The sequence below is a fragment of the Paraburkholderia sp. BR13439 genome (assembly GCF_040948805.1).
Taxonomy (GTDB): Bacteria; Pseudomonadota; Gammaproteobacteria; order Burkholderiales; family Burkholderiaceae; genus Paraburkholderia; species Paraburkholderia youngii.
This window is the reverse complement of sequence record NZ_JBFPKN010000001.1, coordinates 298,554-313,537: the sequence shown is the minus strand read 5'-3', so window position 1 is coordinate 313,537 and position 14,984 is coordinate 298,554. Positions and strand designations below refer to the sequence as shown.

The 14,984-nt window shown below is 64.6% G+C and carries 12 protein-coding genes and 1 tRNA gene; 3 read left to right on the top strand and 10 right to left on the bottom strand.

Features of this window, described 5'->3' with window-relative positions; genetic code table 11:
- Positions 1-4: 4 nt before the first annotated feature.
- The 10 genes from queC to def all read right to left on the bottom strand — a co-directional run bounded on the left by queC (position 5) and on the right by def (position 9,879).
- On the bottom strand, positions 5-736 hold the full coding sequence (gene queC / locus AB3X96_RS01450; protein WP_176109832.1) for a 7-cyano-7-deazaguanine synthase QueC: 732 nt from the start codon (positions 734-736) through the stop codon (positions 5-7).
- Positions 737-1,131: 395 nt separating this feature from the next.
- Positions 1,132-1,207: transfer RNA gene (locus AB3X96_RS01445), tRNA-Phe, on the bottom strand.
- 94 nt (positions 1,208-1,301) lie between these two features.
- Complete coding sequence (gene esaR, locus AB3X96_RS01440; RefSeq protein WP_176109833.1) at positions 1,302-1,991, bottom strand: response regulator transcription factor EsaR; 690 nt, start codon at positions 1,989-1,991, stop codon at positions 1,302-1,304.
- Positions 1,992-4,418 carry an ATP-binding protein gene (locus tag AB3X96_RS01435; protein WP_368588322.1) on the bottom strand — a complete coding sequence of 809 codons (2,427 nt, stop codon included), beginning with the start codon at positions 4,416-4,418 and terminating at the stop codon, positions 1,992-1,994. It abuts the gene before it with no gap.
- A complete protein-coding gene (locus AB3X96_RS01430; RefSeq protein ID WP_368588321.1) occupies positions 4,408-5,007 on the bottom strand; it encodes a DUF4390 domain-containing protein in 600 nt (199 codons plus the stop codon). Before AB3X96_RS01430 ends, AB3X96_RS01435 begins: the two co-directional genes overlap by 11 nt.
- Positions 5,004-6,443 (bottom strand): 16S rRNA (cytosine(967)-C(5))-methyltransferase RsmB, encoded by a 1,440-nt coding sequence (gene rsmB, locus AB3X96_RS01425; RefSeq protein WP_368588320.1) that lies wholly within the window; start codon positions 6,441-6,443, stop codon positions 5,004-5,006. Before rsmB ends, AB3X96_RS01430 begins: the two co-directional genes overlap by 4 nt.
- A 187-nt stretch (positions 6,444-6,630) precedes the next feature.
- On the bottom strand, positions 6,631-7,488 hold the full coding sequence (gene htpX / locus AB3X96_RS01420) for a zinc metalloprotease HtpX (RefSeq protein WP_013088049.1): 858 nt from the start codon (positions 7,486-7,488) through the stop codon (positions 6,631-6,633).
- A 105-nt stretch (positions 7,489-7,593) separates the two neighbouring features.
- Positions 7,594-8,235: a LysE family translocator gene (locus AB3X96_RS01415; RefSeq protein ID WP_368588319.1), complete on the bottom strand. Its 642-nt coding sequence runs from the start codon at positions 8,233-8,235 to the stop codon at positions 7,594-7,596.
- Positions 8,236-8,350: 115 nt separating this feature from the next.
- Positions 8,351-9,346, bottom strand: coding sequence for a methionyl-tRNA formyltransferase (gene fmt, locus AB3X96_RS01410; protein WP_368588318.1), 996 nt, complete (start codon positions 9,344-9,346; stop codon positions 8,351-8,353).
- Positions 9,347-9,375: 29 nt separating this feature from the next.
- Positions 9,376-9,879 (bottom strand): peptide deformylase, encoded by a 504-nt coding sequence (gene def / locus AB3X96_RS01405; protein ID WP_176109839.1) that lies wholly within the window; start codon positions 9,877-9,879, stop codon positions 9,376-9,378.
- 280 nt (positions 9,880-10,159) lie between these two features.
- Between def and dprA the strand changes: the two genes are divergently transcribed.
- The 3 genes from dprA to AB3X96_RS01390 all read left to right on the top strand — a co-directional run bounded on the left by dprA (position 10,160) and on the right by AB3X96_RS01390 (position 14,845).
- Positions 10,160-11,389, top strand: a complete 1,230-nt coding sequence (gene dprA / locus AB3X96_RS01400; RefSeq protein ID WP_368588317.1) for a DNA-processing protein DprA — start codon at positions 10,160-10,162, stop codon at positions 11,387-11,389.
- 101 nt (positions 11,390-11,490) lie between these two features.
- On the top strand, positions 11,491-11,868 hold the full coding sequence (locus AB3X96_RS01395; protein ID WP_176380643.1) for a thioredoxin family protein: 378 nt from the start codon (positions 11,491-11,493) through the stop codon (positions 11,866-11,868).
- 310 nt (positions 11,869-12,178) lie between these two features.
- Complete coding sequence (locus tag AB3X96_RS01390; RefSeq protein ID WP_368588316.1) at positions 12,179-14,845, top strand: DNA topoisomerase III; 2,667 nt, start codon at positions 12,179-12,181, stop codon at positions 14,843-14,845.
- Positions 14,846-14,984 lie beyond the last annotated feature (139 nt).

Genomic DNA, 14,984 nt, shown 5'->3' with positions numbered 1-14,984 from the left:
ACCGTCACACGGGCTCGGTGACTTTTTCACCGGCGAGGTAAGCCTCATAGCCACGTTTGCGCAACCGGCATGCCGGGCATTCGCCGCAGCCGAAGCCCCATGAATGCAGTTCGGCGCGTTCGCCGAGGTAGCAAGTGTGGGTCTCGACGCGCACCAGTTCCACCAGTGCGTCGCCGCCGAGCTCGTGCGCGAGACGCCATGTGTCGGCCTTGTCGAGCCACATTAGCGGTGTCTCCAGCGCAAAACGCTTGTCCATGCCGAGATTCAGCGCGACCTGCAACGCCTTCATCGTGTCGTCGCGGCAATCGGGGTAGCCCGAGAAGTCCGTCTCGCACATCCCCCCGACCAGCACCTGCAAACCGCGCCGATACGCGATGGCCGCGGCGATCGTCATGAACATCAGATTGCGGCCCGGCACGAACGTGTTCGGCAATCCGTTGGCCGTGGCTTCGATCTCGATCTCGCGCGTCATCGCGGTGTCGCTGATCGCGCCGAGCAGCGACAGGTCGATCGTGTGATCGTCGCCGAGACGATCGGCCCACGCCGGAAACGCACGCACGACGGCCTGACGGAACCCCTCGCGGCATTCGAGCTCGACCCGATGACGCTGACCATAGTCGAAGCCGATCGTTTCGACCGTGTCGTAACGATCGAGCGCCCACGCGAGACACGTGGCGGAATCCTGGCCGCCCGAAAACAGCACGAGCGCGCTACGCTTAGCGTCTTTGCGGATCACCGTGATACTCCGTGAATGAGAGCGCCACGTCGCGCTGCGCGAGGTGCGCTATGCGAGCAACGCGGCGCGACGTGTGCCGGCATTGTGCCGGCCCAAAGCAGTATAGGTCGCGCGTTGCGCGTGAACGTGGCTGGGCGCTTATACCGCCGATCGTCGGGTGAAGGATTGGGTGCTTCGGTGCGATACGCTCGGCACCGCATTCGCGCGGTATACGACCGCGTGCGACGCCTGCATGCAAGTCCTTGAACTGGCGCAATTTTATCACGCGACACCGAATGTCACCGACGCCTGTTGTCCAACGCGTCGCGGCTCCAACTGCATGGCGAGCCAAAGTGACGACTTGTCCGCCAAACGGAAAAGCCCCAGGAATCTGGCGATTTCCTGGGGCTGAATCCTGGTGGCCTGGGGCGGAATCGAACCACCGACACGCGGATTTTCAATCCGCTGCTCTACCAACTGAGCTACCGGGCCAACGAAGAACGAAACTATATCAAGCGATCTGGAGTTCAGCAAGCCCTTTCATAAAAAATATTGCCGGGCCGCGTTTGCATGCAACACGTCGCGCTCACTCGCCCTTGTTCTTGCCGAGATCGACGCCGAGTTGCTTCAGCTTGCGATAAAGATGCGTGCGCTCCAAACCGGTTTTCTCCGCGACGCGCGTCATGCTGCCGTTCTCGCGCGCGAGGTGATATTCGAAGTACGCGCGCTCGAACGCGTCGCGCGCATCGCGCAGCGGAATATCGAACGAGATGGACGCGGTTTGCGCGGCGAGCGCACCGCCGCCGACGCCATCGGCCGAAAGCATCGGCAACGCGGCCGCCGACGCGACCGACGATGCGCTGACCGGCAACGCCGGCTTCGCGGCCACACCGCCAGGCACGGCCGCCGAGTTGCCGCGCGCGAGTCCCTGCTCGACCGCCTTCAGCAGCTTCTGCAACGCGATCGGCTTTTCGAGGAAGTTGAGCGCGCCGATCTTGGTGGCTTCGACCGCGGTGTCGATCGTCGCGTGACCGGACATCATGATGACGGGCATCGTCAATTGACCTTGCGCGGCCCATTCCTTGAGCAGCGTCACGCCGTCGGTGTCCGGCATCCAGATGTCGAGCAGCACGAGGTCCGGCGCCTGACGTAGCCGGAACTCGCGCGCCTCCTGCGCGTTTTCAGCGGCCTCCACGACGTGTCCCTCGTCGCTGAGGATCTCCGAGAGCAGTTCCCGGATGCCCATTTCATCATCTACCACCAGGATGGTTGCCATTTACGCTGCCCTTGTCTGCACTGTTGCTTTTGTCGTTCCCTGCGACGCGCCACCATGCGCCGGATGCGCACCCGAACCAGGTGCACCCGGCTGCGCGGGCTCGTCCGCCAGTTGAAGGAAGAGAATCGAAATCTGCGCGCCTTCGATCACGTCGCCAGCCTTCATGCGATTGCGAATGTCGATGCGCGCGCCATGTTCGTCGACGATCTTCTTGACCATCGCAAGTCCCAGACCCGTACCTTTGGCCTTGGTCGTCACGTACGGCTCGAACGCGCGCGTGAGGATACGCGCGGGGAAGCCCGGTCCGTTATCCGACACGGTCAGACGTACCGCGACGCGCGCCTTGCCTTGCACGTCGGGGTCTCCGTATTCTACTGTCCTCGTCTCGAGCAAAACACGCGGATGCGCGACTTCCGCGACCGCGTCCTGCGCATTCTGCAGCAGGTTGTGGATCACCTGACGCAATTGCGTCGCGTCGCCGCGTATTGCCGGCAAGGCCGCAAGCTCGACCTGGATCACGCCCTTGCCTTCCTCGATACCGTACAGCGTGAGCACCTCGCTGACCAGATCGTTCAATTGCAGATGCGCGAGGACCGCGGGCGGTGTGCGCGCGTAGTCGCGGAAATCGTCGACCATCTGCTTCATCGCCGCAACCTGATTGACGATCGTCGTCGCACCGCGCTTCAGCACGTCCGCATCCGACGGCGCGAGCTTGTCGGCGAGCTTCATCTGCAAACGCTCGGCCGACAGTTGAATCGGCGTGAGCGGGTTCTTGATCTCGTGCGCGAGGCGCCGCGCAACTTCGCCCCATGCGATCGAACGCTGCGCGGAGATCACGTCGGAGATGTCGTCGAACACGATCACGTAGCCCGAGGTCTGCAAGTCTTCCGCGTCGCGCTCGTTCGCCGCGACGAGACGCGCGCCGCGCACGAGTAACGTGAGCGGCTCGGTTTCCCCGGGCACCGGCACCGAGAACTGCTGCTGCCAGTGGCCGTTGTCGCCGTGGCCGTCTTCGCTCGCCGCTTCGCGATCGGCGAATGCCTTGCGCACCATCGCGCCGAAATCGCCGAGCACGCCGATCTGATCGAGCGACGAACCGAGCACCGCCTGGAACGGCTGACGGAAAATCCGCTCGGCGCCGCGATTCGCGGTGGTCAGCCGGAACTGCCGATCGAATACGAAGACGCCCGCGGTCAGGTTCGCGAGGATGCTCTCGAGATACGCCTTCGAATGTTCGAGCGCGATACGATTTTTCTCGACTGCCCCCCGCGCTTCCGCCAACTGCCGCGTCATCGCGTTGAACGACTGAGTCAGGAAGCCCAGTTCGTCGCGCGATTTGATTTCGCGCTTCGGCGTGTAGTCCCCCTCGGTGATTTCCTTCGTGCCCTGCGCGAGCAGAAACAGCGGCCGCGCGAGCTGATTGCCGAGCGCGAGCGCGAGCATCATCGCAATGAAGGTCGCGAGAAACAGCGACAGCGTCAGCGTGCCGATGTACATCTTGCGCAGGCCGGTGCGGCCGAGCGCCTTCTCCTGATACTCGCGATACGCGCGCTGCACCGCGTCGGCATTGCGCGCGAGTGTCGTCGAAACTGGCTGCGTCAGTTGCAGGAAGCGCTCGGCGGGCTGCAATAGCGATGCGTTCGCATCGGGAATACGCTGCACCACGCGCAGACGCAGCGCGCCCTTGCCGCCCTGCGCGTGGGCGTCGCCGTCCACCTCGCCTTCGATCGCCGCATAGCCGTGGCCTCGCGCCTGCTCGATCATCAAAGGTGTCGGCAGATCGTTCGGCAGCAGCATCGCGTAATTGCTGGACGCCTGCGCGACCACGTGCATGTCCGGCGTCGCGCCCGACATGCTGCGGGTCGGCTCGACGATCGTCGCGTCCTGCACGCCGAACTGGTCGCGCAGACGCAGCAACGTCAGCGTGGTGCCGGCCGCATCCGCGCTCGCGATCTGCTCGGACATCAGACGCGCCTTCGTCTGCAAATCGGATAGCGACGCGTCGAGCATGCCGCGCCCGAGATTGAGGCCGGACGCTAGCGCGGTTTCGACGTTCACGTCGAACCACGACTCGATGCTGCGCGACACGAACTGATACGACACGATGTAGATGATGCCGCCCGGCACCACGCCGACCAGCGCCATGAAGAACGCGAGCTTCGCGAGCAGCCGTGTGCCGAATTTGCCAGTGCGTAAGCGCACGACGATGATGACGACGAGCGTCGCCACCACCAGCAGAAAGATCATCGCGACCGCGACGTTGGCCGCGTACAGCCACTGGTAATAGCGGTCGAAGAATTCGGTGTTCGCGCTCGCGGCGGCCAGCAATACGAGCAGCAACACGGCCGTGACCGCGACCGTCGACACCAGCACGCGCACGACGATGCTGCTGACACTGGTGGAAGATGAGCGCACTTTATTTAGCACGATCGGCCGCCGTGAAAGTGAAGCGCTTCCAATCGGAGGCGAGATTCCAGTCGCGGTTGTTCACCGCGTCGATCTGGAACGGCTTGGGCATCAGCCCGATGTCAAGTTGCATGCGCACCGACGCGTTATAGGTTTCGCCGACACGCACCTCATTGCGGTCGATCACGTGCCACGACGTCACGTGCTTGATCACGGCGAGCGCATCCTTCAGCGTGGAAAAGCCGAGTTGCAAGCCGCCCGACTGCACGGTCGACACGCGATATTCGCGCGTGAGCGGCTGGAACGACAGCCGCAAGCTTTGCGACACGCTGACCGGCTGCTCGTCGAACCAGTACCAGCGCGGCCGGCTCAATTCGAAATCGGTCGTGAAATAAAGCGGAATGCCTTTGTTGACCGCGTCTTCGAGATTGCTGTTCAGCTCGAATTCGAAATGCGCATCGAGACTCCAGCCGCCGTTGTCGGCCTGCAGCGACGCCCGCTGCACCGCGATCGAGTCAGCGTGCGCCGCGCCCGGCGCTGCAAGCCAGACGGCCAGCGCGATCCAGAGCACGGCAGCGAGCCGAAGCGGGAAGAAGCGTTTTATGGTCACCGTTTCTGAAAGCGCGCGTAGAAAAATCCGTCGTGGTCTGAGTTCGTGCCGGCGCTGAATTCAGCGGGTCGTCCAGCATGAGAACCGGCCGATGAGTCGGCGGGCGCGCGAGCAACTGAGGGTAAAAGCTGCCCCGGCGCGTCCAATCGTACCGCATCCTGATGCTGGTTTCCAAACCACTGAGCCTGCAACTCGCCTTCTTCGGGGAAGACCGAACAGGTAACGTAAAGCAACTCGCCGCCGGGTTTCACGAGCGGCCACAGCGCGTCGAGAATGCGGCGCTGTTCGGCGACGAGCGCGGCGATATCCGACTGGCGACGCAGCCAGCGGATATCCGGATGACGCCGCACGATGCCCGACGCAGAGCATGGCACGTCGGCGAGGATGCGGTCGAACGGTTGGTCAAGATCGTCGTGCCACTGCGCGGGGTTGCCCGCGTCGCCGATGCGCACTTCCGCTTCGAGCTTCAGACGCCGCAGGTTTTCGCCGATGCGGCGCGCGCGCGACGCATCGCTTTCGAGCGCAACGAGTTGAATGTTGGCGAGTTCGAGCAGATGGCCGGTCTTCCCGCCAGGGGCCGCGCATGCGTCGAGCACGCGCATGCCGTCACGCACGCCGAGCAATTGCGCGGCGAGTTGCGCGCCTGCGTCCTGTACAGACACGACCCCTTCGCTGAAGCCCGGAATGCGCTCGACCGGCATCGGCGTGGCGAGCGTGACCGCGTGCTCGCCGGCCTTGCTTGCGGCGATCTGCTGGCGTTGCAGCTCTTGCAGATAGGCGTCGACCGTCGAATGGCGCGCGTTCACGCGCAACGTCAGCGGACCTTGCGTGTTGCCGACGGCCAGCACCGATTGCCACGCCTCGGGCCATGCGCGCTTCACCGCGTCGATCCACCAGGCCGGATAGTTCCAGCGCGCGGCTTCGTCGGCTTGCACGGCGGTGAGCAACGTGTCGCGCTCGCGCAAGAAGTTACGCAGCACCGCGTTGACGAGCCCCTTCGCGAACCCGAACTCGCGGCGCGCGCCGATCGCCCTGACCGCCTGGTCGACGACCGTAAACGGCGTGTAAGCGGCGCTCGCTTCGTCGTCGACGAGCAGTGCGAGCGCGCACGCAAGCACATGCGCGACGTGCGGCGGTGGCGCTTTCTTCACGAGCTTCGCAATCAGCCACTCGGCGGTCGCGAGACGGCGCATCGTGCGATAGGCGATGTCCTGCACCGCGCCGCGCGCCGCTGCGGCGTTGCCGTCGGGCATCGACACGAACACGCTTTGCAGCGCCGCGGGCAAGGCCGCGCCGAGACGCACGGCGCCGACGGCCTGAGCCGCGCAGTCGAGCGCGAACCCGAGCGATTCGGGCGACAGATGCAGCGCCGACAAACGGGATTCGCGCGAGCGCGCCGACGAGGAAGCAGAACGCGAAAAAGGCTTTGAAGTCATGAAGGGAGCAAGGGCCAGCCGCACGGTGCGCGCGGCGCAATCAGCGCACATTGTAGCGTGGCGCCGGTGGGGCGCCGCCGTGCGGGGGCGGCGGCAGACGCTGTCGCGCGGTGGCGACGAACGGTGCGAAAAAAAAAAGCGGGCCTCGCGGGCCCGCTCTTCAGTACTTCAGGATCGACGCGTCGGCTCAGTCGAAGCGCCCGGTGCGCGCCATTTCCATCAGACGCGCGATGCGTTCTTCGGTCGCAGGGTGTGTCGAGAACAGGTTCGCGATACCGCCGCCCGAGAGCGGATTCATGATCATCATCTGCGCGGTGGCCGGATGCGCCTCGGCCGTCGGGAACGGAATGCCGCTCGCATAGCGATGGATCTTGTCGAGCGCCGACGCCAAAGCCTGCGGGTCGCCCGAAATTTGCGCGCCGCCACGGTCGGCTTCGAATTCGCGCGCACGCGAAATCGCCATCTGGATCAGCGCGCCCGCAATCGGCGCGAGCAGCGCAACCGCGATGCTCGCGATCGGGTTCGCGGGACGCCCGTTTTCGTCGCGGCCGCCGAAGAACATCGCGAAGTTCGCCAACGCGGAAATCGCCCCGGCCATGGTCGCAGAAATCGTCGAGATCAGAATGTCGCGGTGCTTCACGTGCGAAAGTTCGTGCGCCATGACGCCGCGCATTTCGCGCTCGGACAGCACGCGCAGAATGCCAGTGGTCGCCGCGACCGCCGCGTGCTCCGGATTGCGGCCGGTGGCGAATGCGTTCGGCGCGTCTTCGTTGATCAGGTAGACGCGCGGCATCGGCAGGTTCGCGCGCGTGGCGAGATCGCGCACCATCCGATAGAACTGCGGCGCACTGTTTTCGTCGACTTCCTGCGCGTTGTACATGCGCAGGACCATCTTGTCGGAGAACCAGTACGAAAAGAAATTCATCCCAAGGGCGATCACGAGCGCGAGCATCATGCCGCGCGACCCGCCGATCATCCCGCCGATCACGATGAAAAGGGCCGTAATCGCGGCCATCAACATCGCGGTTTTCACCCAATTGAACATGTCTGCAACTCCTTGCCCCGAGCGTGGCCTTCATCTCCGTGCCGCGCAATTGCGGCGCCAGATTGTAAGCGAAACGTTAGATATGGGCGACGCGGGAAAATTCAATCACCGCGAGGCGGTCGCGAGTTTGATGCCGAGGCCCACGAACGCGCTGCCGACGCTGCGATCGAGCCAACGCTTGACCGTCGGCTTGCCCGAGAAACGCTGCGTGACGCTGCCCGCGATCCACGCGACGAAGCTGTTCCAGACCATGCTCATCAGCACGAAGACCGCGCCGAGCGCCAGAAACGCGAAGGTCTTGTGTTCGCTGCCCGTCGCCACGAACTGCGGGAAGAACGACACGAAGAACAGCACGACCTTCGGGTTCAGCACATTGGTCCAGAAGCCTTGCAGGAACAACTGCCGCAGCGACCTCGGCGTGGACGACGCACGCGCGTCGCCGACAGGTGCACCCGCGGCCGGCTTCGTGAAGATCAGGCGCACACCCAGATAGATCAGATAAATCGCGCCGACGAATTTGACGATGGTGAACGCGGTGGCCGACGCGGCCAGCAGCGCGGTCAGCCCAAACGCGCAGGCCAGCGAGTGAATGCAGCAGCCCGCCGAAATGCCGAGCGCCGACATCAGCCCCGCGCCGCGGCCCTGGGCGACGCTGCGCCCGACGATATAAGCGGTATCCGGCCCCGGCGTGATGTTCAGGAGAAAAACCGCGACGATGAAAAACTCGAAATGGACGATGCCGAACATGTGATGAACCCTCGAAAACCCGGTCTGCTGCATGAGGATTCTAACGCGCGGCGGGCCCGCGGCGGGCGCCTGGAACGCCGGCGGAATCGACGATGCTCTGGCGTGCGCGCCGCGCTTATTGCGCCTCGGGAAGCTCGAAGCGCTGGCCTGCGGCGAGCGGCGAACCGGCAAGGAATTCGCGCACCGGCAGGCGCTTGCCACCGGGCTTCTGCAATTGCGTCAGACGCAGTGCGCCTTCGCCGCAAGCGACCAGCACGCCGTCGGGAGAAACCTCGGTGATGGTGCCTGGCGTCTTGTCGTTGCCGGAAGTCGGCGAGGCCACGGCGGTGGCGGCCCAGATCTTGACGGTGCTGCCGTCGGCGAGCGTGCCGGCGCCGCCGGGGAACGGATCGAACGCGCGCACCTGGCGCGCAAGCGCCTCGGCCGGGCGGCGCCAATCGAGCGCCGCTTCGTGCTTGGCGATTTTCTCGGCGTAGGTCACACCGTCGGCCGGTTGCGGGGTCGAGGCCAGCTTGCCGCTGCGCTCGAGCTCGATCAGGGCATCGACGATCAGTTGCGCGCCGTGCTCGGCGAGGCGGTCGTGCAGCGTGGCGGTGGTGTCGTCGGCGGAGATCGGGGTGCGGACTTCGGAGATCATGGCGCCGGTGTCGAGGCCGGCATCCATCTGCATCAGCGTGATGCCGGTTTGCGCGTCGCCCGCCTCGATCGCGCGATGAATCGGCGCCGCGCCGCGCCAGCGCGGCAGCAGCGACGCGTGAATGTTGATGCAGCCGAAGCGCGGAATGTCGAGCACTTCCTGCGGCAGGATCAGCCCGTAGGCGGCGACCACCATCACGTCGTGCGGCGTCGCGCGCAGTTGCTCGATGCCGGCGGCGGCTTCCTCGGGGTACTTGCCAGCGCGGCGCAGCGACGTGGGCTGCGCAACCGCGAGGCCATGCTCCTGTGCGTAGCGCTTGACGGGGCTCGCCTGCAGCTTCATGCCGCGTCCCGCGGGCCGGTCCGGCTGCGTCAAGACGAGCGGCACGGCAAACCCGGCGCGATCAATCGCGGCCAGCGCGGCCGCGGCGAATTCCGGCGTACCGGCAAAGATGACGCGCAACGAATGAGTCATGAATGAGCGGCGGGCAAGTTGAAAGCGCGTTACATCGCGTGGGCGAGCTTCTTCATCTTGCTCTTGATGCGCGTTTGCTTCAGCGGCGACAAATATTCGACGAACACGCGGCCCATCAGGTGATCCATCTCGTGCTGGATGCACACGGCGAGGAGGCCCTCGCAATCGAGCTCGAACGTTTCGCCCTTCTCGTTGAGCGCGCGCACGCGCACTTTCTCGGCACGCTCGACGTTGTCGTAGATCCCGGGCACCGACAGACAGCCCTCTTCCGACAACTTCCTCTCATCGCTCGACCAGACGATTTCCGGGTTGATGAACGCGAGCAATTCGTCGTGCGTTTCCGACACGTCGATCACGATCACGCGTTCGTGCACGTCCACCTGGGTGGCGGCAAGCCCGACGCCGGGCGCCGCGTACATTGTTTCGGCCATGTCGGCGACGAGGCGGCGGATACGGTCGTTGACCTCCTCGACCGGCTTCGCCACCTTGTGCAGCCGTTTGTCGGGGTAATTGAGGATATTCAGTAAAGCCATGATTTCGAGTGTGATTTCAGACGCCGCTAACCATTGGAGGCTCGCGTTGGCCATTCGGCCAGGTTGTGAGCCCGTCGTAATACGCAGAGGATAGATGGTGTCGAACCAGTTCGATTCAACGCGCCTCGCGCGCCCGACGACGAACCCGCGCGCTCACGCGCGGCGCCGCGGTTATTCGCGGCTCATTGCCGTTTCTATTGCAGCACGGTTTTATTTCGGATCATGAAAATTTTAGCATGGCGCCCGCCTGCCCGCAGGCCCCGCCAGAGGAGCGACCCACATGCACACCTTGCCCGCAACCCGTATCGAACTGGCCGCCTGGCTACGGTTGTCGCTTGCACCGGGCCTCAGACCCGCGGCGTTGCGCCTGTTGCTAGCCGCATTCGGACTGCCCGAAGCGCTGTTTGCGCAGTCGCCGGATGCGCTCGCCGAGGTCGCCGGTGAGACCGCTGCGCGCGCGGTGCTGGCGCCGCCGGGTCCGGCGTTCGACGGCCAGCTCGAGGCGGTGCTCGCATGGCGCGAGCAGCCGGGCAACCAGATCGTCACGCTCGACGACCCCGCCTACCCGCCCGCGCTGCTGACGATGCCCGATCCGCCGCCGCTTCTATATATAAAGGGCCGGCTCGATCTGCTGCATACGCGCGCGGTCGCGCTGGTGGGCAGCCGCAGCGCGACGCCGCAGGGCATCGAGGATGCGCGGCGGTTCGCGCGAGCGCTGTCGGCGGCGGGCGTGACGGTCGTCTCGGGGCTCGCGCTCGGCATCGACGGCGCCGCGCATCGGGGCGGGCTCGAAGGTGTCGGCGGAACGGTCGCGGTGGTCGGCACCGGCGCGGACCTCGTCTATCCGGCCGCGCATCAGGCGCTCGCGCGGCAGATCGCGGCGCAGGGCGCGATTCTGTCGGAGTGGCCGCTCGGCACGCCGGCGCGCGCCGCCAACTTCCCTCAACGCAACCGGCTGATCGCCGGGCTGGTCAGCGGAGTCGTGATCGTCGAGGCGGCTATGCGCTCCGGTTCGCTGATTACCGCGCGGCTCGCCAACGAGATGGGTCGCGACGTGTTCGCGCTGCCAGGATCGATTTACGCGCCGTTGTCGCGCGGCTGTCATCGGATGATCAAGCAGGGCGCGCGGCTCGTGGAAACACCGGACGAGGTGCTGGAAGAGCTGGGTTTTGTCCGACGGACGGCGAACCACGCGGGACGCGCAGCGAAACAGGCCGCTCCGCTGGATCAGGCGCGTTCGCGCGTTTCGTCGGCCCGGACCGCTTCGCGAGCTGCGAGCGCCGCCTTCGCCGACACACGGTCGATCGGGCCAGCCCCACAGCCGGCGTTCGCCCCCGACTCCCAACGTCTGCTCGCCGCGCTCGGCCACTCACCGACCACGCTTGAAATTCTGGCCGCCCGCACCGAGATGGAGGACGCGGCCCTGCACGCCGCCCTGCTCCGGCTCGAACTCGCCGGCGAGGTCACGCTGCTGCCCGGCGGCCGCTTCATGCGAGCCCATCATGACTGAGCCGAGACTGACCGGCATCAACGCAGATTGGCAACTCTTCGCGACCGGCCATGCTACATTCGCGCCAAAGCACCCGACAAAGCACACAAGGAAATCACTTCATGCCCGCGCTGAACCTCGACACCGACCAGGACCGGATCGCCGAGCGCGTCAACGACCCCGACACTCTGTTCGTTGCATGCCTGTGCGCGGAGTGGTGCGGAACGTGTCGCGAGTACCGGGACGCCTTCAACCAGCTGGCCGAGCGGCACCCGGAAGTCTGCTTCGCATGGATCGACATCGAAACTCATGCGGATCGGTTCGACGATCTGGACGTCGAGAATTTCCCGACCGTCCTGATCGAAGACTCGGTGACGACACGGTTTTTCGGTACGGTTTTGCCACAGGTGTCGATCGTCGAGCGGATGCTGTCGGATCTGACCGCACTGCCCGGCGTGACCGGTGCGCCGAAGCTGCGGCCTGCGCTGGCGGTCGCCTGAAGGCGGCCTCGCGCGCCGCACGGCCAAACGGAAAGCCTCGCGAAGCGCGGCTTGCGGCACGGGCCGTCGCCGACCATTTCTGGGACAGCATCGCCGCTGGCATCGCTGTCCGCACGCGGCGTTTGCCGCAGTTGATCAACCGCCGGACGCGCAATTATGATGGCGCGCTTTTATCGTACTTGACCCGTTGGGTTCGCGCCTTGTGCTATAAAGCGGTCGTTATTGGGTCGAAAGAGGTCTCAAGCGAGCGTCGCGCGCCATGTTGGCGCTCAAGGCCACCAACCCGGATCTACCAACCTCACATCGAGTCATGTCCAAAGCACTGATCATCGCCGAAAAGCCTTCTGTCGCGAACGACATCGCGCGCGCTTTGGGCGGCTTTACCAAGCATGACGAGTACTACGAAAGCGACGACTACGTTCTTTCGTCGGCAGTGGGCCATCTGCTGGAAATCGCCGCACCCGACGAATACGAAGTCAAGCGCGGCAAGTGGAGCTTTGCCAACCTACCCGTCATTCCTCCGCATTTCGATCTGAATCCGATCGCGAAGAGCGAGTCGCGCCTGAAGGTGCTGACCAAGCTGATGAAGCGCAAGGATATCGACCGTCTGATCAACGCATGCGACGCGGGGCGCGAGGGCGAGCTGATTTTCCGCCTGATCGCGCAGCACGCGAAAGCCAAACAGCCGGTGCAACGGCTGTGGCTGCAGTCGATGACGGCCGGCTCGATCCGCGAGGGTTTCGCACGCCTGCGCAGCGACGAAGAGATGCAGCCGCTCGCCGACGCGGCGCGCTGCCGCTCGGAAGCGGACTGGCTCGTCGGCATCAACGGCACGCGCGCGATGACCGCGTTCAACAGCAAGGGCGGCGGCTTCTTTCTGACCACGGTCGGCCGCGTGCAGACGCCGACGCTGTCGATCGTCGTCGAACGCGAAGAGAAGATTCGTCGCTTCGTGCCGCGCGACTACTGGGAAGTGAAGGCGGAGTTCGTCTGCGCGGCCGGCTTTTATGAAGGCCGCTGGTTCGACCCGAAATTCAAGCGCGACGAGTTCGATCCGGAAAAGCGCGATTCGCGCCTCTGGTCGCTGCCCGCGGCCGAGACGATCGTCGCGGCCTGCCGTGGCCAGATGGGCGTGGTGACCGAGGAGTCGAAACCATCGACCCAGCTGTCGCCTGCCCTCTTCGACCTGACCAGCCTGCAGCGTGAAGCCAACGGCCGCTTCGGCTTTTCGGCGAAGAATACGCTGGGCCTCGCTCAGGCGCTGTACGAAAAGCACAAGGTGCTGACCTATCCGCGAACCGACGCGCGCGCGCTGCCGGAAGACTATCTGGACACGGTCAAGCAGACGCTCGGCATGCTCAAGGAGAGCAACAACTACCTGCCGTTCGCGAAACAGGTGCTCGACAAGGGCTGGGTGAAGCCGAACAAGCGCATCTTCGACAATTCGAAGATCAGCGACCACTTCGCCATCATCCCGACGCTGCAGGCGCCGAAGAATCTGTCCGAGCCGGAACAGAAGCTCTACGACCTCGTCGTCAAACGCTTCCTCGCGGTGTTCTTCCCGGCCGCCGAATACCGTGTGACGACGCGCATCACCGAGGTGGTCGGCCATTACTTCAAGACCGAAGGCAAGGTGCTCGTCGAGCCGGGCTGGCTGCAGGTCTACGGCCGCGAAACCAGCGGCGAAGATGCGAACCTCGTGCCGGTGCAGAAGGACGAAAAGGTCAAGACCGACAAGATCGCCGCACAGCAACTGGTCACGAAACCGCCCGCACGCTACAACGAAGCGACGCTGCTGTCGGCGATGGAAGGCGCGGGCAAGCTGGTCGAAGACGACGAATTGCGCGAAGCGATGGCGGCCAAGGGGCTCGGCACGCCGGCGACGCGCGCGGCAATCATTGAAGGTCTGCTGACCGAAAAGTACCTGATCCGCGAAGGCCGCGATCTGATTCCGGCCGCCAAGGCCTTCCAGCTGATGACGCTGCTGCGCGGCCTCGGCGTGAAGGAACTGACCGCGCCCGAACTGACCGGCGAATGGGAATACAAGCTGTCGCAGATGGAGCGTGGCAACCTGCCGCGCGACGCGTTCATGCAGGAAATCGCGCGCATGACGCAAACCATCGTCAAACGCGCGAAGGAATACGATTCGGATACGATCCCTGGCGATTACGCGACGTTGCAGACACCTTGCCCGAATTGCGGTGGTCAGGTGAAGGAAAATTACCGGCGCTTTGCGTGCTCGAAGTGCGAATTCTCGATCTCGAAGATTCCGGGTGGCCGTCAGTTCGAGATTGCCGAAGTCGAAGAACTGCTGCAGAACAAGACGATCGGACCGCTGTCTGGCTTCCGCAGCAAGATGGGTCGGCCGTTCTCGGCGATCCTGAAACTGTCGCTCGACGACGAGATCAAGAATTACAAGCTCGAGTTCGACTTCGGCCAGGACGCTGCCGGCGAAGACGGCGAACCGCCTGACTTCTCTGATCAGCAGCCGGTCGGCGCGTGTCCGAAGTGTCAGGGCCGCGTGTTCGAGCACGGCATGAGCTACGTCTGCGAAAACTCGGTGGCGAGTCCGAAGTCGTGCGACTTCCGCTCCGGCAAGGTGATCCTGCAGCAGGAAATCGCCCGCGAGCAGATGGCCAAGCTGCTCGAGGAAGGGCGCACCGATCTGCTGACGAACTTCAAGTCGTCGCGTACCGGCCGAAACTTCAAGGCGTTCCTCGTCAAGCAGAACGACGGCAAGATCGGCTTTGAATTCGAGAAGAAGGAGCCGGGGGCGGCGAAGACCGCGGCAGCGAAGACTTCAGGTGCTCGTTCGGCGGAGAAGACGATGCCGGAAGCGGACGAAGGCGATACCGCGGTGGCAGTGAAGGCCGAGCCGGCGGAAAAGAAGGTGGCGGCGAAGAAGGCGCCCGCCGCCAAGACTGCGGCGGCCAAGAAGGCAACGGCGAAAAAGACCGCGGCGCGAAAAATCGGCTAATTGGACGGGATTCGGATCGGCGGCTCGCGGGGGTAGAAGGAACGGCTACATTCCACCGCCGCGATCGGCGATCCGTGCATAGCCCGCGGTTTGCTCCGCATCCGCATCTGCCCATAGAAAAAGGCGCAGTCACTTCAGG

Excerpts from the sequence above, each read along its gene's own strand:
- rsmB (WP_368588320.1), bottom strand. The coding sequence starts at position 6,443 with ATGACTTCAAAGCCTTTTTCGCGTTCTGCTTCCTCGTCGGCGCGCTCG.
- dprA (WP_368588317.1), top strand. The coding sequence starts at position 10,160 with ATGCACACCTTGCCCGCAACCCGTATCGAACTGGCCGCCTGGCTACGG.
- AB3X96_RS01415 (WP_368588319.1), bottom strand. The coding sequence starts at position 8,235 with ATGTTCGGCATCGTCCATTTCGAGTTTTTCATCGTCGCGGTTTTTCTC.
- esaR (WP_176109833.1), bottom strand. The coding sequence starts at position 1,991 with ATGGCAACCATCCTGGTGGTAGATGATGAAATGGGCATCCGGGAACTG.
- AB3X96_RS01390 (WP_368588316.1), top strand. The coding sequence starts at position 12,179 with ATGTCCAAAGCACTGATCATCGCCGAAAAGCCTTCTGTCGCGAACGAC.
- fmt (WP_368588318.1), bottom strand. The coding sequence starts at position 9,346 with ATGACTCATTCGTTGCGCGTCATCTTTGCCGGTACGCCGGAATTCGCC.
- def (WP_176109839.1), bottom strand. The coding sequence starts at position 9,879 with ATGGCTTTACTGAATATCCTCAATTACCCCGACAAACGGCTGCACAAG.
- AB3X96_RS01395 (WP_176380643.1), top strand. The coding sequence starts at position 11,491 with ATGCCCGCGCTGAACCTCGACACCGACCAGGACCGGATCGCCGAGCGC.
- htpX (WP_013088049.1), bottom strand. The coding sequence starts at position 7,488 with ATGTTCAATTGGGTGAAAACCGCGATGTTGATGGCCGCGATTACGGCC.